The organism is Rhodococcus aetherivorans (genome assembly GCF_025722975.1).
Lineage (GTDB): Bacteria > Actinomycetota > Actinomycetes > Mycobacteriales > Mycobacteriaceae > Rhodococcus > Rhodococcus aetherivorans.
Window position 1 is genome coordinate 1,672,306 of the sequence record NZ_CP106982.1, and the last position, 25,037, is coordinate 1,697,342.

Consider the following 25,037-nt stretch of genomic DNA (forward strand, 5'->3'; position numbering starts at 1 on the left):
TCGGGATGCGCCGGGGGTGGATGTGCGGCGCAAAACACAATCAGAAGGCGGCTGATGAGTTCGGTTCTCGGGGTGACCGCAGGGACGAGTGCCGTCCGGATCGTTCGTCCGATCGATCCGGACGCGCCCGCCGCGGGCTACCAGTTCCAGGTGGTGGAGACCAGGCAGGACGATCCGGCACGGCTCGCGGCGCAGACCGTGGGCGTGCTCGTGCAGGCCGGCATCGCGGGCGACACCGTCGAGCGGGTGGGCCTGGTGTACCGCGACGGCGCCGACGCCGAGCGGCTCCGCGCCGCGATGGCCGAGCAGGGACTCGACCGCTACACCCTCGTCGGCGAGTCCGAGGCGGCCCTGGCCTACCTGCGGGCCACCGGCGAGCTCCCCGGTGACGTCGCGGTGCTCTACGACCTGGGTGCCTCCGGGCTCACCGTCACCGTCGTCGACCGCACCACCGGCGCCGTGCACACCGAACGCACCAGGACCGTCTCCGGCCGCCTGTTCGACGACGCGGTGCGCCTGCACCAGCTCGGCTCGGACGGGGTGTGGCGACCCGACGACCCGGAGGACGAGGAGTTCGTCGCCCAGTGCCGCACGGCCAAGGAACAGCTGTCCGGCAGCGACGCCGTCGCCGTGCCGGGCACCGCCGGCGTGATCCTCATGTCCCTCGAGACCTTCGACCCGCTGATCACCCCGCTCGTGGAGGGTTCCGCGCGGTTCCTGCGCGACGTCGTGCACCGGTCCGGCGCCCGGCCCGAGACGATCGTGCTGCTCGGCGGCGGCGCCCACGTCCGGCTGGTGCGCCGGGTGCTCGAGACGTGGATGAAGCTGCCCGTCGTGGTGCCGCACGAACCCGAACTCGTCCTGGCCAAGGGCGGCGCCCTGCGCGCCGTCGCCGCGGGCCCCACCGCGTCGGCGGTCACCGAGCTGATCGTCCCGCCGGGGGCGACCGAACGCATCGTCCCGCCGCGCGGAGTGGCGCCGCAGCGCACCGAGCGGCTCGCGCGGACCGAGACACCCGCGGTGGACAGCGCCGGGCCGCCGGAGCGGACGCCGGCGTGGAAGCGGGCGGCGACCGCGCCCGGCCCGCACGTGTCGGGTCGCCAGATCAGCGGGGCCGGGCTGGCCGGCACCGCCCTGGGTGTGGTGGCCATGATCGGGCTGGCGCTGGGCGCACAGAACACCTTCGCCGGCGACGACGAGTCGGAGCCCCGGCCGACCGAGGTGATCGTGACGACGCCGCCGCGGACCCCGCAGCCGGCGCCTGCCGTCGCGCCGGCGCCGGCGCCGACGACGACCACCGTGCCGCCGATCGAGGAGTCCACGACGGAGCGGGTGGTGCCGCCCCCGCCGGTGGCCACCGCCCCGCCGCCGCCGCTGATCCCCGGGCTCAACATCCCGGTACCGACACTGCCGCCGCTGCCGCCCCTGCCCACGATCGAAGTGCCGCCGGAGCTGCGGCTACCGATCTGACGGACCCCTCCGCCGCCGGGGACCCTCGTGGCCGATGGCGCCCGGCGCGACGGGTTAGAGTACAGACGATGTTTTCGCCGCAGAACACCCCGCTGTGCGACTCGGTCACGCTGGCCTATCGGCGCGTGCGCGCCGAGCCCGGTCAGCTGACCGTGCTGCGGCGGGCCCTGGAGCGCTGGCTCGACGCGGTGCACGTGCGCCCCGAGCTGACCCGCGACGTGCTGCTGGCCAGCTACGAGGCCCTCGCCAATGCCGTCGAGCACGCCTACCGCGACGGTGCGTCGGGCACCCTCGACCTCGAGGCGACGCTGATTCCGGGCGACCGTCAGGTCGAGGTCGCCATCATCGACCGCGGCAGCTGGCGCGCGAACGACACCGACCCGGGCACCAGCTCGCGCGGGCACGGTCTCACGCTGATCAAGTCCCTGGCCGACACGGCGACCGTGGCCCCCGCCGACACCGGGACCGTCGTCACCATGCGCTGGAGTATCTAGCGGCAGTAGTTGTCGGCGACCGCAGTTGCCGGCATCGCTAGTTTCGGCGGCGGGGCAGCCGCACCACCTGGACGAAGAACTCGTCGATCTGCCGGACCGCCCCGATGAACTGGTCGAGGTCCACCGGCTTGGTGACGTACGCGTTGGCGTGCAGCCGGTAGCTGCGCAGGATGTCCTCCTCGGCGGCCGAGGTGGTCAGCACCACGACCGGGATGTCGGACAGGTCCGGGTCGGACTTGATCTTCTCGAGGACCTGGCGCCCGTCGTACTTGGGCAGATTGAGGTCGAGCAGGATCAGGTCGGGACGCGGCGCTCCGACGTGCTCGCCGCGCTGGTACAGGAAGTCCAGCGCCTCCTCGCCGTCGCGGACGACGTGCAGCTCGTTGCCGATCTTGTTGTCCTCGAAGGCCTCACGGGTCATCAGCTCGTCGCCCGGGTCGTCCTCGACCAGGAGGACGTCGATGGGTTCTGCGGGGGTCATGCGGGGGCTCCTTCGAGATCGGTGTCGGCCGGGGCGTGCTCTTCGGGTTCTTCGTCGGGCAGGGCGGGCAGGGTGAAGCAGAACCGGGTGCCGCCGGTGTGCTCGGTGTCGATCCAGATCCTGCCACCGTGGTACTCGACGATCTTCTTGCACACCGCCAGGCCGATGCCGGTGCCGGTGTAGACGTCGCGGCCGTGGAGGCGCTGGAAGATGACGAATACCTTCTCGGCGAACTCCTCGTCGATGCCGATGCCGTTGTCCGTGACGCACAGCTGCCAGCGGCCGGCGTCCGCCCGGTCACCGTCGTCCTCACCGTCGATCCGGTCGCACGTGATCCGCACGACGGGTGCGCGGTCGGGGTGGCGGAACTTGATCGCGTTGCCCAGCAGATTCTGCCAGAGCATCGTCAGCAGGGTCGGATCGCCCGTGATCTCGGGGAGCTGCTCGGGCCGCTCGATGCGCGCCCCGGACTCGTCGACGGCGGCGGCGAGGTTGGCCACTGCCTTGTCCAGCGGCTGATCCAGATCGACGCGCACGTGGGCGTCGTTGACCCGGCCGACGCGGGAGAACGCCAGCAGGTCGTTGATGAGGACCTGCATGCGCTTGGCGCCGTCGACGGCGAACGCGATGTACTGGGTGCCCCGTTCGTCGAGCTTGTCGCCGTAACGCTTCTCGAGCAGCTGGCAGAAGGAGGCGACCTTGCGCAGCGGCTCCTGCAGGTCGTGGGAAGCGACGTAGGCGAACTGCTCGAGTTCGGCGTTGGAGCGGCGCAGTTCCTCGGCCTGGGCGTCGAGGTCCGCCTTCTGGCTGGCGAGGCGCTGGTGCTGGGTGTGGGCGGCCGCGAGCGCGAACACGATGCGCCCGCGCATGGCTTCGACGTCCTGGGCCAGGGCCCGGATGTCCTTCGGGCCCTGGGGGCGGATGTGCTGGTCGAAGTTGCCGTCCGCGACGACGCGCCGCGTCGCCGCGCGCAGGCTGACCAGCGGCATGGCGACGAGGTTGTGCACGAGGATCACCATGAGCAGGCCGGTGAGCAGGAATCCCGCCACCATCGCCACGAGCACGGAGTTGCGGATCGTCCGGGCGTGGATGAGGTCGTCGTAGCCCTCTGCGCGGGCCTGGACGAGTTCGGCGTTCTGCGCCTCGAAGAGGGTGCGCATGGCGTCGAACGTGGTCCGGCCCCGCTCGGTGCTCGCGGGATCCACGGGCTGGGGGACGCCGGGGACGACGCTCGCGACGAGCGGGTCGGCGTAGTCGGCGCGCCACGCCGCCGCCGCCGCCTCGATCTCGTCGACGGCGGCGAGCAGTTCCGGATGGCCGGCGGTGAACTCCCGCATCCGGTCCGCGGCATCCTGCTCGATCCGCTTGCCCGTCAGGTACGGCTCGAGGAATTCGACGTCGGCGGTGGCGGCGTAGCCGCGGGCGCCGGTCTCCTGATCCAGCAGCGCCGCCTGCAGGCGGTACGCCTCGGCGCGGGCCGGCTGGATCTGGTCGACCAGTTCGTCCGTGATCTGGACCGTGCGCTGGATGAAGTAGCCGCCCACGATGGTGCCGAGAACGACGAACACGGCAAGGACCGCGAAGGCGACCTGGAACCAGCTCTGGACCGTCAGCCGCGAGCGCACCCGCTCGACCTTGGGTTCGGGCATCGACGGGTCTCTCATGACTGCTTCGTCACCTTCTCGCTCCAGCGCACGTGTACCACGGCCACGTCGTCGGCGAGTCCTCCGTGACTCTCCGCCAGCGCCTCGGCCCGGTCGATCAGGGTGTCGACGAACGCCTCGGGCGCCAGGTGGCCCTCCTCGCGGGCCAGCCGCAGCAGGCCCTCCTCGCCGAGGCGTTCGCCGCCGTCGCCGATCCGGCCTTCGAACAGCCCGTCGGTGAACATCACGATGCCGCCGCCTTCCGGCAGTTCCAGCTCGTGCACGGGCCACGTCGAGACGCCGGGCAGCAGTCCGAGGGCGGGTCCGCCGGGCGCCTCGACCCAGTCCACCCCCTGGGAACTGTGCAGCAGCAGGCCCGGATGCCCGGCGCGCATCACCTGCACCCGGCGCCGGTCCGGCGACATGGCGAGGCTGGTGAGGGTGGCGAAGTGCCGCTCGTTCGCCCGTTCGGCGACCATGATCTGCTCGAGCTTCTGCAACTGCGCGACACCGGTGACGCCGGTGACCACGAGGGTGCGCCAGGCGATCCGAAGGCTCACCCCGAGTGCGGCCTCGTCGGGGCCGTGCCCGCTGACGTCGCCGATGAGCACGTGCACCGTGCCGTCCTCGGTCTGCACGACATCGTAGAAGTCGCCGCCGAGCAGGGACTGCTCGCGCCCGGGTCGGTAGCGGGCCACGACGTCCACGTCGCCCGTGCCGCGCAGCATCGGCGACGGCAGCAGGCCGCGTTCGAGGCGGGCGTTCTCCCGCGCCTGCAGCCGGCTGGCCTGCAGCGCGACGGCGGCATGCTCGGCCTGCTTGCGCTGGATCGCGTAGCGCACGGTCCGGCCGAACATGTCCGGCTCCACCCGACCCTTGACGAGATAGTCCTGCGCGCCGGCGGTCACCGCCGCCAGCCCCGTCTGCTCCTCGGCGAGGCCGGTGAGCACCACGACCGGAACGCCGGCGGCGTACTGCTGCACCCGGGCCAGCGCGTCCATGCCCTGCGCGTCGGGCAGATGCAGGTCCAGCAGGATGCAGTCGGGCAGTCCGTCGGCCAGCTCCGCGCGGGCCGCGGCCATCGTCTGGACCCATTCCAGGCGCATGCCCTGCGCGCTGTCCGCCACCAGTTCCTCGACGATGAGTGCGTCGCCGGCGTCGTCCTCGATCAGGAGGACCGACGGCTCCTCCCGGTCCCAGTCGGTCTCCAGAGCAACCGATGTACCTTTGCTGCTACTTCCTGGTGGTGCGCCGGCAGGCCCGTGCTGCTCGGAGAACATGGCCCCTGCCCTTCGATCTCGCGTGCCGTGATCCCGGATCCCTCGCTCCGGACGACAACAGAGGAAGAATACCTATCGTTCACCCGCCCGCCGTCGCCCGCGGACGACGAACCGGTCACCGGGCATGGCGGCCCTTGCGTGCGACGGGCTCGGGGGCGCCGGGCCGGGCCAGCAGCGCGGCGATGCCGGTGGTGAGCGGAACGGACAGAGCGAGCGCGATGCCGCCCACACACGCCCGCACCACCTCGATGGCGACGGCGTCGCCGGTGAGGACGTCCGAGATGGACCGGCCGGCGACGCTGAACAGCAGCAGCAGGGGCAGGGCGCCACCGGCGTACGCCAGCACCAGGGTGTAGACGGTGCTGGCAATGTGGTCGCGGCCGACCCGCATCGCGGAGGAGAACACCTTCCGGCGCGAGGCCGTGGGATCGAGCGCCGCCAGCTCGAACGCCGACGCCGCCTGGGTGATGGTCACGTCGTTGAGGACGCCGAGCGAACCGATGATGAAGCCGGCGAGGAGCAGGCCGGTGATGCTGACCTGCTCGAGGTACAGCTGCACGTCGGTGTTCTGTTCCTCGGACAGCCCGGTCAGGTGTGTCATCCAGATCGCGAGGTACGAGAGCAGGGCGGCGAGCAGCATCGACGCAAGGGTGCCCAACAGGGCCGAGCTGGTGCGCAGATTCACCCCGTGCGCGAGATAGAGCACTGCGTAGAGGATGATCGCGCCGCCGACCAGCGCGACGGGCACGGCGGGTTTGCCGTCGAGCAGCGCGGGGAGCATGAACACCACGAGCACCCCGAACGCGATCAGCAGGCCGATCAGGGCGCGCAGGCCACGCCACCGGGCCACGGCCACGATGACCACGGCGAACGCCGTGATGATCAGCGCGAGGGGGAGCCCGCGGGAGTAGTCGTAGAACGAGTACTGGGTGGCGCCGGACGGGTCGACCTGCCGCACCAGCCGGATCTCCTCGCCGACGCGCAGGTCCGGCTGCCCCGGGCCGGGCCCGATCTCGAGCAGGGTGCGGGTGCCCTCGTTGGGGCCCGAATCGATGGTGACGATGCTGCGCTGGCACTGGTAGGCGTCGGTCGCGGGGGGAACGGGGTCGCCGGTGAACGGGCGGCCGGCCGAACTGCTCCCGCACGGGCCGATGTCCTGCTCGACGACGGTGCCGGCCTCGGTGACGACGGCTCCGCCGCCGGTGGTCTGGAACGGGGCCGGGATGTCGACCGCCTGCCCGCTGGGCCACAGCGCGACGGCGCCGGCCAGCACGGCGACGCCGATCGCGACGAGGAGTCCGACGACGACCTTCGCGGCGGTGGGTCCGACCGGGATCGGCCCGGAGAAGTGGCCGTGTCCGTGTCCGTGGCGGTGGCCGGGGGGCTCTGCGCGAGTCACCGCATCAGGGTAACGACGAGATCGCGGCGAGGTCGCATCGCGGAAGACCGGCCGCATCCGGGGGACAAGGGCTGGTGGTGGCGGGGAGCAGGGGGGGTGTCCCCGCCACCTTCGACCTGATCTCGCACAGGGGGGATGGCGATGATCAGGGAGCCCAGCACGCTGAGGTGCCGTAGACAAACGTACTGGCTCTGTCGGCCCCCGGGGTAGTACCTACAGTGTGTCGGTCCTCACCGGGGTCCGGCCGCACGCTCGTTTTCGGGGGGAGTCGACGGCTCTGCCTGCGGTGACGCCGTTCGTTCGTCGCAACATATACTTTCGACAACGGTCGGCGTGTCGTGCATCCCGGGCGTGTCGCGAGGAGGTCGCCGCGGTCACTGCTTGTAGCTGGACAGGAAGTTGCCGAAGCGTTCGATGGCCACCGCCAGGTCGCGGGCCCACGGCAGCGTCACGATCCGCAGATGGTCCGGATCCGGCCAGTTGAAGCCGGTGCCCTGCACCATCAGGATCTTCTCCTGCAGCAGCAGGTCCTGGACCAGCTTCTCGTCGTCGTGGATCTCGTACACCTCCGGGTCGAGGCGCGGGAAGGCGTACAGGGCGCCGCGCGGCTTGACGCAGCTGACGCCGGGAATCGAGTTCAGGCGTTCCCACGCGACGTCGCGCTGCTCGAGCAGCCGGCCACCGGGCAGGATCAGGTCCTCGATGCTCTGATGCCCGCCGAGCGCCACCTGGATCGCGTGCTGGGCCGGCACGTTGGGGCACAGACGGGTCGAGGCGAGCAGGTCGATGCCCTCGAGGAACCCGCCGGCGTGATCCTTCGGGCCGGTGATCGTCATCCAGCCCGACCGGTACCCGGCGACCCGGTAGGCCTTCGACAGGCCGTTGTAGGTCAGGCACAGCAGGTCGGGCGCGAGGGTGGCCAGGGAGATGTGCTTGGCGTCGTCGTAGAGGATCTTGTCGTAGATCTCGTCGGCGAGCAGCAGCAGCTGGTACTTGCGGGCCAGCTGTACCAGCTGCTCGAGCACCTCGAGCGAGTACACGGCACCCGTCGGGTTGTTCGGGTTGATGACCAGCAGGGCCTTGGTCTTCTCCGTGATCTTCGACTCGATGTCCTCGATGTCGGGATTCCAGTCGTTGGACTCGTCGCACAGGTAGTGCACCGGCGTACCGCCGGCCAGGGACGTCATCGCCGTCCACAGCGGGTAGTCCGGCGCCGGGATCAGCACCTCGTCGCCGTCGTCGAGCAGGGCCTGCATCGTCATCGTGATCAGCTCGGAGACGCCGTTGCCGAGGTAGACGTCGTTGATGTCGAGCTTCGGGAAGCCCGGCACGAGCTCGTAACGGGTGACGATGGCCCGGCGCGCCGACGCGATGCCCTTCGACTCCGAGTAGCCCTGGGCGTTGGGCAGGGCCGCGATCATGTCCTGCACGATCGTCTCGGGTGCCTCGAACCCGAACGGCGCCGGGTTGCCGATGTTGAGCTTCAGGATGCGGTGCCCCTCCGCCTCGAGCCGCGCGGCATGCGCGTGCACCGGCCCCCGGATCTCGTACAGCACGTTCTGCAGCTTCGCGGACTGCTCGAGCTTGCGGGTGATGCGGTGATGAAGGTGGCCCTGTTCTCCTGTACTCACGGCGTCCATGGTGCCACCCGGCCGCAACCGGGTTTCAGCCGGATTTCGCCTGCATCGCCGCGTCCACCGCGACGATCGGCCCGAAAAGTGCAATCATGACCACTTGTGACCGTTGCGTCGGGGTGACGCGCGGGTGGATTGAGGAGTCGCACGGTATGGCACAGGGAACTGTGAAGTGGTTCAACGCCGAAAAGGGTTTCGGCTTCATCGAGCAGGACGGCGGTGGACCCGACGTGTTCGTCCACTACTCGGAGATTCAGGGCTCCGGCTTCAAGTCGCTGGACGAAGGTGCCCGGGTCGAGTTCGAGATCGGGCAGGGACAGAAGGGCCCGCAGGCCCAGGGAGTCCGTCCCATCTGAGCGGGTCGTCCCGACGGTTCGACGGCGCTGCACCTACGGTGCGGCGCCGTCGCTGTATTCGGACCGGTCACAACTTCGTGGGTGGTTCGTCTCGTTTGTCCTACTATTCGGTAACATCCCGGCGCGTTGCGGACATATGGGATGTAAGAACCGTGATGTTCGGGGGACGGGCGAGACAACCAGGGGGTTGGTGTACATGGTGGGGGACGGGAGCGCGGGGGCGCGCTGGAAGGACCGGAAACGGTACCTGTGGCTGTGCGGGCTCGCCGTCCCGCTGAGCCCGTTCGTCGCGTGGCTGCTCGTCGAGTACCTGCACCTCGGTGTCTTCTGGGCGTTCGGTGCGCTGCTGATCGCGGTGATCGTCCCGCTCGTCGACCGGTTCACCGGCGTCGACAAGGCCAACCCGCCGGAAGAGGTCGTGCGCGACCTCGAGGAGGACCGGTACTACCGCTGGTGCACCTACCTGTACCTGCCGCTGCAGTACGCGGGGCTCGTCTTCGCCTGCTGGGTGTGGACCGTCGCGCCGATGGGCTGGCCCGAGCGGTTCGCGATGGCCGCCACCGTCGGCGTGGTCGGCGGCGTCGGCATCAACGCCGCGCACGAACTCGGGCACAAACGCACCGACCTCGAACGCCGGCTCGCCAAGATCGCCCTCGCCCAGTCGGGCTACGGGCATTTCTTCGTCGAACACAACCACGGTCACCATCTGCGCGTCGCCACCCCGGAGGACGCCGCGACGGCGCGGTTCGGCGAGACGTACTGGGAGTTCCTGCCGCGCTCGGTGTTCGGCGGCCTCCGGTCGGGCTGGCGGTACGAGCGTGAGCGCCTGGCCCGTCGCGGGCTGCCCTGGTGGAGCCCGCGCAACAACGTCCTGAACGCCTGGGCGCTGACCGTCGTGCTGTACGCCGGGCTGATCGCGGTCTTCGGATGGTCCGTCGCGCCCTGGCTGGTGGTGCAGGCCGTGCTGGCCGTGATGTTCCTCGAGGCCGCGAACTACCTCGAGCACTACGGCCTGCTGCGCGGCACGCGGCCGAACGGCACGTACGAGCGCGTCGCGCCGCGGCACAGCTGGAACAGCGACCACAGCTGCAGCAACCTGTTCCTCTACCACCTGCAGCGGCACAGCGACCACCACGCGAATCCGCTGCGGCGCTACCAGACGCTGCGCACGATGGAGGAGGCGCCGCAGCTGCCCGCCGGCTACGCCGTCATGATCCTGCTGTCGTTCGTTCCGCCGTTGTGGCGCAAGGTGATGGACCCGCGCCTGCTCGACCACTACGACGGTGACATCTCGCGCGTGAACCTCGATCCCAAGCGCCGCGAGGAGCTGCTCGCCCGGCACGGCTGACCCGCGTGCTCGCACCCGGTGGGGCAGTCGAATCCGGTTGTCGGGACGCGGCTTCGGGTGCACGCCCGGCTGTCCACAGCCGGGCGGTTCGTCCACAGATCGGGCCGCCTCCTGCGTTTGTTGCGGTGTGCGCCCGCCCGGATACGGCACCGTGACCGTCATGGGCGACGAACACGACATCATCCGGCGCGCCGCCGCACGCGAGCGCGGCGTCACCGATCGCGAGATCCGGCGGCTGTGCGGCCGCGGGCACTGGCACCGCATCCACCGCGGCGCCTATCTGCCGGCCGAGAGCTACGCACAGCTCGACGAATACGGCCGTCACCACCGGCGAGCCGTCGCCGTTGCCGGTGGGCTCCGCTCCGACGCCGCGCTCAGCCACGTCTCTGCCGCCGTCCTGCACGGCCTCGCCCTCTGGAACACCCCGCTCGGGGAGGTCCACCTGACCCGTAACCGCATCGGCGGAGCGAAGCGCACGCCGGGGCGGAACCTGCACGCGTCGCCCTTCGCTCCCGACGAGGTCACCGACGTCGGCGGGGCGCGCGTGCTCACCGTCGCCCGCACGGTCGCCGACCTCGCCCGCACCCTGCCGTTCGAGCAGGCCGTCGTCGCAGGGGATCACGCGCTGCGGCTGTGCGGGCTCACCACCGCCGACGTGATCAGCGCACTGGCTCGCAACACCCGCCATCCCGGCCACGCGAAGGGCCTGCGCGCGGCGCGGTTCCTGGACGGGCGTAGCGAGAGCGTGGGCGAGTCCCGCAGTCGCGTGCTGTTTGTCCGCGACGGGCTACCGATGCCGATGACCCAGGCGGTGATCCACGATGACCGCGGTCGGTGGCTGGCCCGGGTCGATTTCCTGCTCCCGGAACACGGGGTGATCGGCGAGTTCGACGGTCGCGTGAAGTATCGGGGCGACGACATCACCCCGGAGGAGACGGTGTGGCGGGAAAAGCAGCGCGAGGATCGTCTGCGCGACGCCGGCTGGACCGTGGTGCGCTGGGTGTGGGACGAGCTGGCTACACCCTCGGTGGTCGCCGACCGCATCCGGGAGGCGATCGCCCGGGCCGGACGTGGGCCGGGGCCCACCGGGACGTTCAGGGCCTGACGTCGAGCTTGCACCCGTCATTGCGTGCTTGCCTCCGTTGCAGGCGTAGGCAGGAGGTGCAAGGACGGTGCAAGGGATGTCTGCTCCGGGAAACGGCGACGCCCCCCACCCGAGCGGGTGAGGGGCGTCGCCGTGGGTGCTACCCGCGCCGGCCGGGGGCCTTGGCGCCGGACCTGAAGCCCAGCGCTCCCGGCTTGGCCTGCGGCGGGGCCGGTGCCTCGGCGCCATTGGTCGGCGAGGCCTCGGTGCCATTGGTCGGCGAGGCCTCGGTGCCGTTGGTCGACGGCGCCTCGGGGGCCGGTGCCTTCTCCGGCGGTGCATCCGGATCGGGCGCCTCACCCGGAGGTGCGTGCGCCGGTTCCGGTGCCTTCGCGGGAGCCTCGGGCTTCTCCGCCGGAGGCTCGGGCCTCTCTGCCGGAGGCTTCGGCGCGGCGGCCTTGCGGGCGCCGGGAGCCTTCGCTCCGCCCTTGAACGCCAGGCCACCCGGCTTCGCCTTCGGCGGCTCGGGAGCCGCCGGAGCCTCCGTGACGGATGCCTCGGCGGCGGGTGCCTTCGCGGGGGCCTCGGCCGCCGGTGCCGGGGCGGGTGCCTCGGCGGCCGGTGCCGGCGCGGCCTTCTTCGCACCCGGAGCCTTGAGCCCGCCCTTCATCTGCAGGCCGCCCGGCTTGGCCTTCGGAACCGACGGCGCGGCGGGTGCCTCGGCGGCCGGTGCCGTCGCGGGGGCCTCGGCAGCCGGTGCCTGCGCGGCCGGGGCGGCCGCGGCCGGAGCCGTCTTCTTGGCGCCCGGGGCCTTGAGCCCGCCCTTCATCTGCAGTCCGCCCGGCTTGGCCTTCGGGGCCGCCGGGGCCTCGGCCGGAGCGGATTCGGCAGCGGGAGCGGCAGCGGGAGCGGCGGCGGCCGGAACGGCCTTCTTGGCGCCCGGGGCCTTGAGCCCGCCCTTCATCTGCAGTCCGCCCGGCTTGGCGGCCGGGGCCGCGGGAGCCTCGGCCGCGGCACCGTCGCCGGCTGCGGGAGCCTTCGCGCCCGGGGCCTTCAGGCCGCCCTTCATCTGCAGCCCGCCCGGCTTCGAGCCGGGAGCCTTGGCGGCACCCTTCATCTGCAGGCCGCCGGCCGGGGCCGTCTTGGGGGCCGCCGGGGTCGCGGCCGCCTCCTCGATCTCCTCGACGCGCTCCTTCTCCACCGTCTCGGCGGTCGCCTCCGAGGCCACGGCGGCTCCCTGGGTGCCGGCGGTCGCCACCGGTTCCGCGACGGGCCGCTCACGCGGGATCACCTTGATGTTCTCGCTGAGCGTCGCGGGCTCGAGACGGGTGATGGAGTCGAGCATGAGCTGGGCGACGTCGACGACCTCGACGCCCTCGCCTTCGCCCTTCTCCTGACGCGCGGTGACACCGTCGTTGAGCATGACGCGGCAGAAGGGGCAGCCGGTGGCGATCTTCGACGGATTCGTCGACAGTGCCTCGTCGACGCGGTCGATGTTGATCCGCTTGCCGATCTTCTCTTCCATCCACATGCGGGCACCACCGGCACCACAGCACATGGACCGTTCGCCGTGCCGCGGCATCTCGGTGAGCTTCGCGCCGGACGCGGCCATCAGCTCACGCGGTGCGTCGTACACCTTGTTGTGGCGGCCGAGGAAGCACGGGTCGTGGTAGGTCACGTCCTGGCTCACCGACGCCACCGGCACCAGCTTCTTCTGCCGCACCAGGCGGTTCAGCAGCTGGGTGTGGTGCACGACCTCGTAGTTCCCGCCGACCTGGGGGTACTCGTTGTTGAGCGCGTTGAAGCAGTGCGCGCAGGTGACGACGATCTTGCGCCTGGAGTCCTCGACGCCCTCGAACACCGAGTTCAGGGTCTCGATGTTCTGCATCGCGAGCTGCTGGAACAGGAACTCGTTGCCCGCGCGACGGGCCGAGTCACCGGTGCAGGTCTCCTCGGCACCGAGAACCATGAACTTCACTCCGGCGGTCGCGAGCAGCTCGGCGACGGCCTTCGTGGTCTTCTTGGCCCGGTCCTCGTAGGCGCCGGCGCAGCCGACCCAGAACAGGTACTCGTAGTCGGCGAAGCTGTCCGCGTCCTGGCCGAACACCGGAACGTCGAAGTCCAGCTCGGAGATCCAGTTGAGCCGGTCCTTGGCGTTCTGGCCCCACGGGTTGCCCTTGTTCTCGAGGTTCTTGAACAGACCCGCGAGCTCGGACGGGAAGTCGGACTCGATGAGCACCTGGTAGCGGCGCATGTCGATGATGTGGTCGACGTGCTCGATGTCCACCGGGCACTGCTCGACGCAGGCGCCGCAGTTGGTGCAGCTCCACAGCGTCTCCGTGTCGATGACGGGCGCGAGCTCGCCCTCGACGGTCTCGCCGACCAGCTTGCGATCGGCCTCGGCCAGGGCTGCCGCCGGGATCTTCCCGAGCTTGGCCTCGTCCGCGTTGCCCTCGGCGTCGACCAGGCCGACCTCGTCGCCGCCGAGGTCCTTGCGGCCACCGGCGAGCAGGTAGGGCGCCTTGGCGTAGCCGTGGTCGCGCAGCGAGGTGATGACCAGCTTGGGCGACAGCGGCTTACCGGTGTTCCAGGCCGGGCACTGCGACTGGCAGCGACCGCACTCGGTGCACGTGGTGAAGTCGAGCCAGCCCTTCCAGGAGAAGTCCTCGATCTGGCCGGCACCGAAGGTGTCGGTGTCCGGATCGGCCGTCTCCATGTCGATGGCCTTGCCCTTCGACGTCATCGGCTTCGCGGCGCCGAGGGCGACGCCACCGTCGTCCTCGCGCTTGAAGTAGATGTTGAAGAACGCGGCGAAGCGGTGCCAGGCGACACCCCACGTGATGTTGCGGCCGACGACGTACAGCCAGACCATGCCGGACATCAGCTTGACGAACGCGAAGATCGACACCATCACGGCGCTCGCCGGCAGCAGCTTGGCGAGGTTCATCGTGAAGAAGTCGGTCCACGGGTTGGCGTGGCCGTAGGTCGCGATCTTGCCGGCCTTGACGAAGATCATGCCGAGGCCCTCGATGAGGACGACGGTCTCGACGAAGTACGCGGCCCGGAAGTCGGAGCCGGCGAAGCGCGAGAGCCGCGCGGGCTTCCGCGGGTGGTTCAGCTGCCGGATGATGATCAGCGCCGTGATTCCGATCACGGTTCCGAGGCCGAGCAGTTCGTCGATCAGGTGATAGACGGCGGTGTTGCCGATCAGCGGCCAGTGGAACGCCGGGTCGAAGGTCTGGCCGTATGCCTCGAACCAGACGATCGCGCCGAGCATGAAGCCGACCATCACCAGCCAGTGGGCCCAGCCCACGGTGCGGAACTTGCTCATCCGGGTGTGTGCGACGAACTCGACGAGCATCTGCTTGAAGCGCGGGAAGAACGGCCGCCACCGATCCGGAGCCGGCTGGCCGATCCGGACGACGTTGACCATCTTCATCGCGCCACCGATGAACGAGTACCAGCACACCAGACTGAGCAGCACGCCGATCGTGCCCAACGTGATCGTCAGGGCATTCATAGGTGGCCTTTCGTGTCGGGGGCGGCAGCGCGCCGCCTGGTATAAGCCCACGCATCCTAACCCGAACTAAGTTACCAGCCGGTAGCTATAGGAAGTTACCGGCCGGTAGTCTAGTCTCGCGGTGCTGCGGCGCGGTGCTGAGCAGAGGTCGACCGCGTGGGGGGCGGCCGAATTGCCGCATCGCGCCGTAGCGTGAGTGTCCGCTCACGTTAAGCGTTAAACCTTTCGACTCATTGAGTCAGGCAAACCTAACGTGCGGTAGCTGGTCACGCTTCGGCATAGGTACTCGTGAGTCCGGCAACGGAGTGGCAACGGATTAGGTACATTCCGGACGCGAGGATCCGTGTGATGTCGGTTATGATGCTGCGCGAGATGTGCTTCGCGCACCCGCGATCAGGGCCTACGGTGCGCAGGGGCACATTGGTGTCAGAACTTGGGGGGCGTCCGTCGGGGGCGTGCGCCGAAGTCACAGAACGGAATCGAATGAAGTTCAGGAAGCTCGCCGCCGTCGCGGCGATGACCATCGCCGCCGTCGGCGTCACCGCCGGCACGTCCTACGCCGCACCGGCGGTCACGGCACCGGAGAAGATCAACTACGAGACCAAGGCGGAGGGCGACTCCGTCGTCACCGTCATCGACGCCGGCTCGTTCGCCGTGTCCGGCGACGGCAAGAGCGTCGAGCTGCAGGACAGCGACGGCAACGCGGTCGTGAGCCTGCCGCTGGCCATCCAGCTCGGCGACCTGCAGCTGCCCTTCGAGCGGGAGATCAGCGAGGACGGCAAGACCCTCACCCTGACGCCGGTCACCGACCCGTCGAAGGCCACCCCGGTCGAGCCCGAGGACAAGGTCGCTCCGGGCCTCAACCCGGTCAGCCTCAAGCTGAGCGACGTCGCGTCGCCCGAGGAGAACCTCAAGGCGCAGCAGAACTTCGCGTCCCAGCTCGGCATCGCCACCGCCGTCGGCGGCCTGACCGGCACCGTCATCGGCGCAATCGTGGGTGGCCTCGGCTTCCTCGGTGGGCCGGTAGGCCTCGCCTCTGTCCCGGCGGGGGCCGCTATCGGCGGTGTGATCGGCACCATCGTCGCCGGTGGTCCCACCCTGATCGTCGCCGGCATCGGCCTGATCAACACCCTCGCGGCGCCTCCGGGCACCACGGAGTGGGCCGAGAAGTAGTCCTCGCCCTCAGCCCACTGCGGCCCCGCCACCGATCCGGTGGCGGGGCCGCAGTCGTTCTCCGGGCCAGTCAGGACTGGAGCGTGATCAGCCGGAAAAGATGCACCACGATCTCGACGGCGTAGACCACTACGTCGACGCCAACCGTTGCTAGGTCTGCTGACAACAGTCACTCACCTTCTCGTCGAACCGCCGTCAACGGACGCCGGGATATGCGACGGTCCGGCCGCGGAGCACACTCCGTGGCCGGACCTCGGGACCTTCAGGATCCTAAACCGGGCGGCTGGTTTCCCGGCGTCTCGCTCGGCGCGACACGCCGCACAGCACGAGGGCCCGCCTCCGGCCGGAGGCGGGCCCTCGTGGAGCTCTCAGGGAGCGGCGATCACCAGGTGCGCACGCGCAGCCCGGGGTTCTCGGCGAGGACCGCGGAGATCGGCGTCGCGAACAACTCCGGCGACTCGCCCAGCAGGCCGCTGACCACGCCGGCAATCTCGCACATGCCGTACTGACCGACGTTGGAGGCGCTGGAGATGCCCAGGGCCAGGGTGCCGGTGACGATCGTGCCGCCGCTGTCGCCCTGCAGGGCGCACAGGTTGGTGGAGAAGCCGTTCTCCAGCACGCGGTGGCCGACCTCGACGGTCTGGCCCGAGGCGGTCACGACACCGCAGCTGTAGCCCGAGCGGACGCCGGACTTGCACGCGGGCGCACCGACGACGGGCTCGGCGACGCCGGTGATCGGCAGCGGCGCCGCCAGCGGCACCCGCACACCGTTGTTCTCGAACCGGCCCTGGGCCTCGGTGGTCGGCCGGATCACGGCGTAGTCGCGGCCGTCCAGGCTGGTCTTCTCGAAGGTGCCGAGCTGCTGGCCGAGCTCCTCACCGAGCAGCTGGTACACCTTCGACGCGAACTGGGTGCCGGCGGACGGCCGGTTCGGGTCGCAGTGCCCGGCGGTGATGTTGACCGGGCGGTCCGAGCTGTCGACGGCGTTGAAGCCGAGCGAGCAGCGCAGGCCCTCGCCGGCGCCGAGCGCGGCGTAGGCGTCCCCGCCGAACAGGGCCGTCGGGGCGGCGAGGTCGGCGACGGGCCGCAGGTCGCCGGCGGCCGGCTCCGGAACGAGCGGCGCGGGCGCGAACAGCACCCGGGCACCCTGCAGGAAGTCGGGCAGCCGAATCCCGGCGACGTTCTCGGTGCGCAGCACGACGTCGTTGTTCACGACGTCGATGGCGACGCCGCGCACCAGGTCGGCGACGGCGGGCGGCTGGGTGGCCAGCCAGTCGTTCAGCGCCTTCAGTTCGTCGCGCAGCTGCGTCTCGGTGCGGTCGGTGTCCTCGACGGTGAATCCGGCGTCCTCGGCGGCCTCGCGGGCCGCGTCGTAACCCTCGCCCTCGGTCAGCCCCACCTTCGGCGTGCCGTCCCGCTCGAGCCACACGCCGGAGAACACGGCAGCGAACTCCTCCCGCGCCGATTCGGCGAAGCGGGCCAGCTCCTGGCTGCGGGCAGCATCCGTCAGGTACCGCTCGGGGCTCATCTGCAGGTCCCGGGCCAGCGCCTCCACGAGTTCGTTCGGCAGCGCCGTCGCCTCGATCGGGGCCGGGTCGGCCTGTGCGATGGCGGCGGCAGGGCCGAGCAGCATGAGCGCTGCCGAACCGTAAACCGCTGCTCGACGGGCGAAGGAGCGTCGCATGGATGCCTTCCTCGTTGATCTCCGCGACGGTGCGCGAAGATGCCGGCCCCGGGCGGGCCGGTGCTGGACGGGACGATCATATGGGGTCGGCCGCGCGAACACCCAGCCGCGCGGCGTGGCGCGGGACCGGTCAGGCTGCAGCGCCGGTGCGCACCCGCGCGCCGGTCTCGGCCTCGATGTCCTGGATCGAGATGCCCAGGCTGGAGGTGCCACCCTGCGGTGCGAGGACGAGGTTGGCCTCCACACAGTCGGGGGCGCCGGAGCTGTTGGAACCGCTGATCACGCCGAGCGCGAGGGTGCCGGTGACGATGGCGCCGCCGCTGTCGCCGGAGAGGGTGCAGGCGGTGGTCGCGAAGCCGCGGATCGTGGTGCTCGTGCCGTCGGCACGGACCAGCTGGGTCTCGATCCGGTCGGCGGCGACGATGCCGCACGTGAAGTACGACGACTGTCCGGACTTGCACACCGGGGCGCCGGCGACGGGCGCGGCGGTGCCGGTGACGGTCAGCGTCGAGCCGTTGCCGCCGCGGATGACGGGCCGGTTCAGGCCGACGTCCTCGCCCGCCTGGTCGAGGCCGATGATGCCGTAGTCCAGGGTGCTGCCCTCGCCGACGGTCGAGCGGGTGAACGCGCCGATCTTCAGGCTCTCGTCGATGTTCTCCCGGTTGGGCAGGTAGACGGTGGAGCCGCCGTCCTCGCGGGCGACCGCGTCGCAGTGGCCGGCGGTGATGTTGGCGGCCGATCCGTCGGCGTCGACGGCGTTGAAGCCGAACGAGCAGACACCGATGCGGTCGAGCGGCGTCGAGCGGACGTCCCCGTCGGCGGTGATGTAGGTGTCGCCACCGAGCGGGCCGGGCTCGTTCGGCGGCTGGCCCGGGGTGAGCATGACCTGGACGTTGGCGATGAGCGTCGGCAGGTTCAGTGCGCGGCCGGCCGGGCTGTTGGCGATGTCGACGATCAGGCGGTTGTTGAACACGTCGATCGACGTCGCGTTCACCTGGGAGGACAGTTCGCGGGGGAGCGCGGCGACCCAGCGGTTCAGCTCGGCGAGGGACTGTTCGAGCCCGTCCGCGGACACCGGCGCGACGGTGACGTGGTAGCCGTCGTTCTCGGCCTGCCGGGCGGCGTCGGGGTTGGTGACCGCGACGACGGGCCGGCCGTCGGTGCCCAGCCATGCCCCCGCGAAGTCCTCCGGCCGTTCGGCACGGAAGCTGCGCGCGTAGTCCGCGAGTTCCTGCGCGCGTTCGGATCGCGCGAGGTACTCGTCGGCGCTGATCTTCAGGTCGCGGCTGATGGCCTCGACGAGTTCGGCGGGCAGTTGATCCGCGGGCAGCTGATCGGCCGGGGCGGCGTGGGCGGTCGCAGCGAGCGGCCCGGCCAGCAGCAGTGCCGACGCCGCCGCGACGACGACACGGCGAACGGTGGTACGAGCAGCGGCGCGCGACGCCGACGAGTGACGCATGGGGGCCCTTCGAGAATGGGTTGACGGGTTTCGTGCGCGGTCGTGCCGCGGAAGCGGACACAACCGTGTGACAGCGTACGGGACGGGGAGGGTCACCCTGCCGCCTCGGAACCGGTCGTGTCCGTTGGGTCCGGTTCCGTGGTTTCGGGGGGCGTCGACGTTGACGTCCCGGTCGGCGCGACGGTCGTGGGGGTCGTCGTCCGGGTGGGCCGGTCCCGTTCGCGGGTGGCCTCGCTCGTGGTCGGTTCGACCGTGGTCGACCGCGTGGTGGTGGACGGGGCCGGCCGGGACATCGTGGCCCGGGCCGACGTGCTCGGCGGCGCGGCCTCGACGGCGGTGCCGGGGGCGGGGGTGAGCGCCACGAGCCCGGAGTCGACGGTGGCCGGCGCCGCGTCCGGGGCGGTCGTCGTGGTGGTGGTACTGGTCGGGGTGCCGGTGCTCGGGGGCACCTGCACCGCGCTCGACAGCGACTCGTAGGCGGCGCCCGCCTCCCGCACGGGTGTGTCCGCGGGGGTGTCCCGCAGCGAGAACACCAGGGCGCCCATCCCGACGAGCAGCGCGACGGCCGCCGCGACGGCGCCGCCGACGACCAGCCGGTTGTGCGGGGCCCGGTCCGGGCCCCCGGGCACCGCGTCCGCCTCGGTGCCGGCCGCTGCGACAGTGCCGGCCGCTGTGACAGTGCCGGCCGCCGCGACGGGGGCCGTGGCCGCGACGGGCGGCTCGACGGGGGCGACGGTGTCGAGCTGGGTGCGCGCCGCGGCGCCGGTGCGGACCGCCGGCATGATCCGGGTGGCGCCGAGCATGTCCGCGGAACCGGCCGCGGCGGCGAGCGCCGCGCCCCGCACCACCGCGTGCTGCGGCTGCGGCGGCAGCACGCACCGCACGCCCATACCGGCCTTCACGGTCTGCGCGACGAGTTGCGCCGCCGACGGGTCCACCGGCTCCTCGGTGCTGATCACGACGGCGTCGAGGTTGCTGACGAGCCAGCCGAACGCGCCGAGCGCGGCCGACAGCTGCGCGGGTACCGACGGGGCGTCCCCCTCGGGGTAACGGAACGAGCGGCCCGCGGCGACACCGGACCGCACGAGCGTCACCGTCGATCCGCCGGCGTCGAGGTGATAGACGGCGACGAGCCGGCCGCTCTGCTGTGCGACCCGGGCCTCGAACCAGGCCGCGACGGCCTCGGCGTCGGAGATCAGGGTGACGTGCCGCAGCCCGACGTAGTCGAGAGCGTTGCGCAGCACCGCCACGGTCGCCGGCGACCATGCGGTGGGATGTGCGGCGGCGACGGTCGCCGGGGCGTCGCCGACCAGGGGTGCGGCGTCGGCGAGCAGGCATTCCATCGCGGTCGCGACGAGGTCCTCCGCGCGGGAGAGGACGCCGTCCTCGGCGCGCACCCCGGCCGGTTCGCCCACTCGGTCGACGAAGCCGGAGAAGGAGCTGCACTCGTCGGCGGCGCCGGGGTCACGGACGCCGAGCGTTGCCGTGCCGTCCGAGTGCAGGTGCAGACGGGTGAGGCGTTCGACCGGCTCGGGGTCGGGACGGATGCCCTCGGCGGAGGTGACGGCCACGGCGGACACGATGGTGCCGACTCTCAGGCCCACGCCTACGGACATGCAGAAATCCCCCCGTTCCCACTGGTTGCCGGTTGCCGAACCTCGGCGCCGTGGCCGAGCGCACGGAGCATCGAGATGAGCTCCGATCGCGAGCCGGCGCCGAGCCGCCGCCGGATGCGCGCGACGTGATGCTCGACAGTCTTCGCGGAAATGTACAGGCGCGACCCTACTTCGCGGTAGGTCAGGCCGGCGACGACGAGGTCGGCGACCTCCGCCTCGCGGTCCGACAGGGGGCTCGGCGCCGCCGGCGCGTCGGCCGCGGGCGTGGGCGTGGGCGCGGCGGTGCGCGGCGCGGCCGACGGGTGCCGCACGGCCCGTGCGACCTGGAGCAATGCCGTCGCCGTCGCCGTGTCGTCGACGCGCAGCGCGGCCTCGCCGGCCAACCGCGCCCCGTCCCACGGCAGGCCGATCGCGGCGAGCGATTCCGCGGCCGCCTGCACGCGCGCGGGGTCGGCATCGCCCTGCAGCACCCGCAGCCAGGCCTGCCCGGCCCGGGCCAGGGCGGCCGCGTAGGCGGTGGTCTCCGCCGCCGCCCCGAGGGCCCGGGCGTGCGGCAGCAGCTCCGCGGGCCGGTCCGCGGCGATGGCCGCCTGCACCCCGTACCAGTGCAGCGTCGCGCCCCACAGCGGCGGTTCGTCGAGGGTCGTCAGAAGATCCTGGGCCTGACCGACCAGGTGGGCGATGCGGTCGGCCTCGCCGAGCCGGACCGCGGCGAGCCACAACTCGCCGAGCGGCAGCAGGCTCAGCAGGTCCACCGAGTACTCGGCCACCACGCCCTGCGCCGCGGTCCAGGCGGCGGTCAGCGCGCCGACGTCGCCGCCTCGGCGGGCCAGGCCCACCCGCAGCCCGTGCAGGAACAGCAGGTCCCGCTGCTCGGCGGCGTGGGGGGTGAACTCGTCGGCGGCGGCCGTCGCGGCCGGCAGGTCGCCGCCGATCAGCGCCGTCCACGCCGCGAGCAGGCGGTGCCGCACGGACGGCGCCGCGGTGGCGCGGCCGAGCACGGCGCCGGCGTGGGCGAGTTCGCCGGAGTGCAGGCACAGCAGCGCGGTGATCGCCTCCGGGGTGTCGGGCAGCAGCCGCGTCCGGTCGGTCGCCCCGTGCACCGAGAGGGCCCGCGTGAGGGTGTTCATCGCGACGCGCCCGTCGCCGCCGACGGACTCGCGCAGGCCCGCGGCCAGCAGCTGCGCGGCCGCCGCGGACGACGTCGGCGCCGCGGCCTCTGTGCCGAACCGGGCGGCGGTGCCCGGGCGGCCCGCGGCGAGCAGCACCGTCGCGGCGATGGGCGCGTCGGCGCCGGCCCGTTCGGGGCCGAGCCACTCGTACAGATCCGCGCTGCGCCCCAGCATGCCGCGGCGCGCGGCCACGGTCGCGGCGATGCGGGTGGCGGCGGCCAGCTCGCCGGCGGGCAGTGCACCGGCCCGGTCGAGCAGACGGTCGGTGAGCTGTCCGGCGGTGGCGAGGTCGCCGGCGAGCCCGGCGGCCTCGGCGCGGCGCACGTCCAGCGCATCGGCGTCGGCGCCGGCACGGATCGCCGCGTCGTACAGCGTGCGGGCCTGCGCGGGCTCGGCCGCGTCGGCGAGCGTCACGAGAAGGGCGGCGAGGCGGGCGTCGGCCACCCCGGCCTCGGCGAGAGCCCGGGCGGCGTCCGCGGTCAGCAGCCCCGCGTCGAGGCGCAGCGCCGCCAGCCGGTGCGCCAGCGTGCGGACGGCGTGGGTCCCGAGGACGGCGGCGGGCACCGCGGCGGCCGCGGGGATCGGGACGTCGCCGTCGACGGTGAGCAGGCCGCTGGCCCGCGCGGCGTCGACGAGCTCGCGGGCGCGGTCCGCGTCGACGCCGAGGACGGTGGCGACCTCGAGCGGGTCGAGGGTGCCGCCGAGGCCGGCGAGGACCAGGACCCGGGGCAGGTCGGGGTCGCCGCCGCCGAGGCGGTCGCGAACGCGGGCCGCGGCGGCCCGCCGGGGATCGGTGCCGTCGCGCAACGCCGCGAGGGCCGCGTCGACGACGTCGCGGGCGCCGCCGGTCAGCCGGTGCACCGCGCGGATCGGTTCCGGGCGCGGGGTGAGACCGAGAGTTGCTGCGCGACCGGCAATTTCGCGCGGGCTGAGGGGGTGCAGTTCGACGAGCGCCGAGTGCGCGCCGAACGCGGACAGCAGCGCCCGCAGATCGCTGCGGTGCGGCCGCGGCTCCGTCGCGACGACCACCGGCCGCTCGCCGCGCCGCACCTGCTCGGCGAGCGCGAGGACCGATTCGGCGGGCAGGGTGTGCGCGTCGTCGACCACCAGCGCCGCCGGCGCGGGGGAACGCGGATCGGTTCCGACGGTGAGGCCCCGGCCGGCGAGCGTCTGCCGCACCGAGGACAGCAATGCGGACTTGCCGCTGCCGGCGGGACCGGTGAGCAGCAGCCGCGGCGGGGTCGCGGCGACGGCGTGCGCGACGTCGCGCGGCAGGGGGGTGGGCTGCGGCATCGGTCAGTTGCCGAGGAGTCCGCCGACACCGTCGACGACGCCACCGACGGCACCACCGACCCCGTCGACGACGCCGCCGACCGCGTTGCCGGTGCCGTCGAGGACCGCGCCGGCACCCTGACCGGCGCCGCCGAGCGCGTCACCGACCTGCGAGCCGTAGTTCGGGGACGGCGCGGGCGCCGGGGCGGGAGCGGGAGCCGGCGCGGGGGCGGGGACGACCGTGGTCGTGGGTGCCGGGGCGACGGTGCCGGGGGCGGGGGTGCCGGGCGCGGGGGTACCGGGGGCCGGCGCTCCCGGCGCCGCACCGGGCGCGGGGGTGCCGGCGGGAATGCTCCCGGCGGGGGCGACGGTGCCCGGCGCCCCGGGTGTCGCCGCCGTGGCCGCGGCCTGGGTGCCCGGTGCCGCACCCGGGGTGGTGCCGCTCGTGCCGGCCCCGGTGGTCGCGGTCGTCGCCGGGCCCCCCGCCGAGGCCGGGGTCGCGCCCGGGACGGTCTCGGAGGTGGCGACGCCCGCACCGGTCTCCGACGCGTCGGAGGTGCCGAGCGTGCCCATCGCGAGACCACCCGCGCCGAGCACGACGAGCGCAGCGGCCGCGGCCCCGGCGAGCACGTAGCGCCGCGAACGGGAAGGCGCCGGCGCCACCGCCGCGGCGGCCGGGGCCGGGACGATCGCCGGGCGAACCGGCGAGACCGTCTCGGCCGGCCGGTCGTGCAGGGTCGTCACGGGCAGCGCGGTGGTGGGCACCTCGTCGTCCGCCGGCGGGGTGACGGTCGCCGCGGCCGCGGAGCTCACCGTCGGCGGCTGGGCCGCTGCCGAGCTCACCGGCGGCTGGGCTGCCCCGAGGGCGGCGGTGTGGGCGGGCCGCGGGCCGGCGACCACCGGAATGCCCAGCTCCGCCGAGATCAGCTCGGCGACCAGGGGGATCGCGCCGCCGCCACCGGTGAGCAGCACCCGCCCCACGTCGGACGGCTCGACCCCGGCGCCGCGCAGCGCCTCGTGCACCAGCGCGATCGACGCCTGCAGCGGGCCGCGGGCGAGTTCCTCGAACTCGTCGCGGACGAGACGCACGTCCCGCCGCACGCCGGGCAGGTCGATCGTGACGACCGTCTCGGTGTCGGTCGACAGCTGTTCCTTCGCGGCCGTCGCGCGGGCACGCAGCTCGGCCAGCGCCGCCGTCATGGGGGCGGCGAACGGATCGAAGTCGGGGACGTCGTCGCGCACGGTGTCCAGCAGATGGGTGGTGACCAGGTGGTCGAGGTGACCGCCGCACACGTCCTCGCTGCCGATCGGGCGGCCGAGGAGCACCGGCTCGGCGCCGGTGCGCAGCACCGAGACGTCGAGAGTGCGGGCGCCGAGGTCGTAGACGACGACCACGCCGTCGCCGAGGGGGCCCTGGGCGGCGTCGAGCCAGCGCACCGCGGCGACGGGTTCGGGCATCAGCGTCACGTCGGGCAGACCGGCCCGCGACAGCGCATCGCGCAACGCATCGACGGTGTAGCCGGCCCACGGCGCCGGATGCGCCACCGTGATCGTGGGCGCCTCCGGCAGGTCACGCGACGCCTCGTGCACCAGGCAGCCGATCGCCGTGGCGGTGAGGTCCTCCCCGGAGTACGACGCCCCGTTGTCGGCGAGCACCCCCACCGGATCCCCGACCCGGCTCACGAAGTCGGTGAACACCAGCGAACCCGGCGCGGCCGGACGACGACCGAGGTGCGGCGCGTCGTCGGCGGGAAGGTGCAGCTCGCTGGCGCGGGACAGGACGACCGGGCGGTACGTGTCGGCGCGATCGAACGCGGTGGCCGCCACCGAGTCCGCCGAACCGATCGTGACTCCGAGTCCTGTTGCCATGTCGTTTCGCTCCCCTGGTCGGGGCGGACGGATCCGCCGTGTCGCGTTGGATGTCGTAATCGGACACGATGTCGTTAGCCCGA

At 72.3% G+C, this 25,037-nt stretch carries 17 protein-coding genes; 6 read left to right on the plus strand and 11 right to left on the minus strand.

The genetic code is table 11. The features are described 5' to 3' along the window. The first annotated feature begins 54 nt into the window (after positions 1-54). Together OCS65_RS07750 and OCS65_RS07755 are read left to right on the plus strand one after the other, a co-directional pair. Complete coding sequence (locus OCS65_RS07750; RefSeq protein WP_006934330.1) at positions 55-1,470, plus strand: DUF7159 family protein; 1,416 nt, start codon at positions 55-57, stop codon at positions 1,468-1,470. A 68-nt stretch (positions 1,471-1,538) separates the two neighbouring features. After that, positions 1,539-1,964, plus strand: a complete 426-nt coding sequence (locus OCS65_RS07755; protein WP_006934328.1) for an ATP-binding protein — start codon at positions 1,539-1,541, stop codon at positions 1,962-1,964. 37 nt (positions 1,965-2,001) lie between these two features. On the opposite strand, the gene OCS65_RS07760 is transcribed toward OCS65_RS07755, so the two are convergent. The 5 genes from OCS65_RS07760 to OCS65_RS07780 all read right to left on the minus strand — a co-directional run bounded on the left by OCS65_RS07760 (position 2,002) and on the right by OCS65_RS07780 (position 8,407). Then, entirely contained in the window at positions 2,002-2,445 is a 444-nt protein-coding gene (locus OCS65_RS07760; RefSeq protein ID WP_006934327.1) for a response regulator, read from the minus strand. Further along, on the minus strand, positions 2,442-4,109 hold the full coding sequence (locus tag OCS65_RS07765) for a sensor histidine kinase (protein WP_263509341.1): 1,668 nt from the start codon (positions 4,107-4,109) through the stop codon (positions 2,442-2,444). Before OCS65_RS07765 ends, OCS65_RS07760 begins: the two co-directional genes overlap by 4 nt. Next, positions 4,106-5,368 carry a PP2C family protein-serine/threonine phosphatase gene (locus OCS65_RS07770; protein ID WP_006934322.1) on the minus strand — a complete coding sequence of 421 codons (1,263 nt, stop codon included), beginning with the start codon at positions 5,366-5,368 and terminating at the stop codon, positions 4,106-4,108. Before OCS65_RS07770 ends, OCS65_RS07765 begins: the two co-directional genes overlap by 4 nt. A 115-nt stretch (positions 5,369-5,483) precedes the next feature. Further along, positions 5,484-6,824 carry a YibE/F family protein gene (locus OCS65_RS07775; RefSeq protein ID WP_263509343.1) on the minus strand — a complete coding sequence of 447 codons (1,341 nt, stop codon included), beginning with the start codon at positions 6,822-6,824 and terminating at the stop codon, positions 5,484-5,486. Positions 6,825-7,141: 317 nt separating this feature from the next. Next, the gene (locus OCS65_RS07780; RefSeq protein WP_029545602.1) at positions 7,142-8,407 is read right to left on the minus strand and encodes a pyridoxal phosphate-dependent aminotransferase; all 1,266 of its coding nucleotides are present in this window, start codon (positions 8,405-8,407) and stop codon (positions 7,142-7,144) included. 146 nt (positions 8,408-8,553) lie between these two features. Between OCS65_RS07780 and OCS65_RS07785 the strand changes: the two genes are divergently transcribed. The 3 genes from OCS65_RS07785 (at position 8,554) to OCS65_RS07795 (ending at position 11,210) form a co-directional block, all read left to right on the plus strand. Next, positions 8,554-8,757, plus strand: coding sequence for a cold-shock protein (locus OCS65_RS07785; protein WP_003938894.1), 204 nt, complete (start codon positions 8,554-8,556; stop codon positions 8,755-8,757). Positions 8,758-8,953: 196 nt separating this feature from the next. Beyond that, positions 8,954-10,105: an alkane 1-monooxygenase gene (locus tag OCS65_RS07790; RefSeq protein ID WP_161997051.1), complete on the plus strand. Its 1,152-nt coding sequence runs from the start codon at positions 8,954-8,956 to the stop codon at positions 10,103-10,105. 160 nt (positions 10,106-10,265) lie between these two features. Further along, the gene (locus OCS65_RS07795) at positions 10,266-11,210 is read left to right on the plus strand and encodes a type IV toxin-antitoxin system AbiEi family antitoxin domain-containing protein (protein WP_044475797.1); all 945 of its coding nucleotides are present in this window, start codon (positions 10,266-10,268) and stop codon (positions 11,208-11,210) included. 139 nt (positions 11,211-11,349) lie between these two features. On the opposite strand, the gene OCS65_RS07800 is transcribed toward OCS65_RS07795, so the two are convergent. Then, positions 11,350-14,709 (minus strand): heterodisulfide reductase-related iron-sulfur binding cluster, encoded by a 3,360-nt coding sequence (locus OCS65_RS07800; protein ID WP_263509347.1) that lies wholly within the window; start codon positions 14,707-14,709, stop codon positions 11,350-11,352. A gap of 483 nt (positions 14,710-15,192) precedes the next feature. Between OCS65_RS07800 and OCS65_RS07805 the strand changes: the two genes are divergently transcribed. Continuing rightward, positions 15,193-15,882: a DUF8020 domain-containing protein gene (locus tag OCS65_RS07805; protein ID WP_006934308.1), complete on the plus strand. Its 690-nt coding sequence runs from the start codon at positions 15,193-15,195 to the stop codon at positions 15,880-15,882. Between the two features lie 382 nt (positions 15,883-16,264). Here the strand turns inward: OCS65_RS07805 and OCS65_RS07810 are convergent, their stop codons facing one another. From OCS65_RS07810 to OCS65_RS07830, 5 genes are all read right to left on the minus strand, one after another. Beyond that, positions 16,265-17,566: a S1 family peptidase gene (locus tag OCS65_RS07810; protein WP_006934301.1), complete on the minus strand. Its 1,302-nt coding sequence runs from the start codon at positions 17,564-17,566 to the stop codon at positions 16,265-16,267. A 130-nt stretch (positions 17,567-17,696) separates the two neighbouring features. Continuing rightward, a complete protein-coding gene (locus OCS65_RS07815; protein ID WP_065922207.1) occupies positions 17,697-19,025 on the minus strand; it encodes a S1 family peptidase in 1,329 nt (442 codons plus the stop codon). A 92-nt stretch (positions 19,026-19,117) separates the two neighbouring features. Beyond that, positions 19,118-20,641 carry a hypothetical protein gene (locus OCS65_RS07820; RefSeq protein WP_263509350.1) on the minus strand — a complete coding sequence of 508 codons (1,524 nt, stop codon included), beginning with the start codon at positions 20,639-20,641 and terminating at the stop codon, positions 19,118-19,120. Then, a complete protein-coding gene (locus OCS65_RS07825; protein ID WP_263509351.1) occupies positions 20,632-23,106 on the minus strand; it encodes a LuxR C-terminal-related transcriptional regulator in 2,475 nt (824 codons plus the stop codon). The genes OCS65_RS07820 and OCS65_RS07825 overlap by 10 nt, the downstream gene beginning before the upstream one ends. 3 nt (positions 23,107-23,109) lie before the next feature. Continuing rightward, a complete protein-coding gene (locus tag OCS65_RS07830) occupies positions 23,110-24,954 on the minus strand; it encodes an Hsp70 family protein (protein ID WP_263509353.1) in 1,845 nt (614 codons plus the stop codon). Positions 24,955-25,037: the final 83 nt, after the last annotated feature.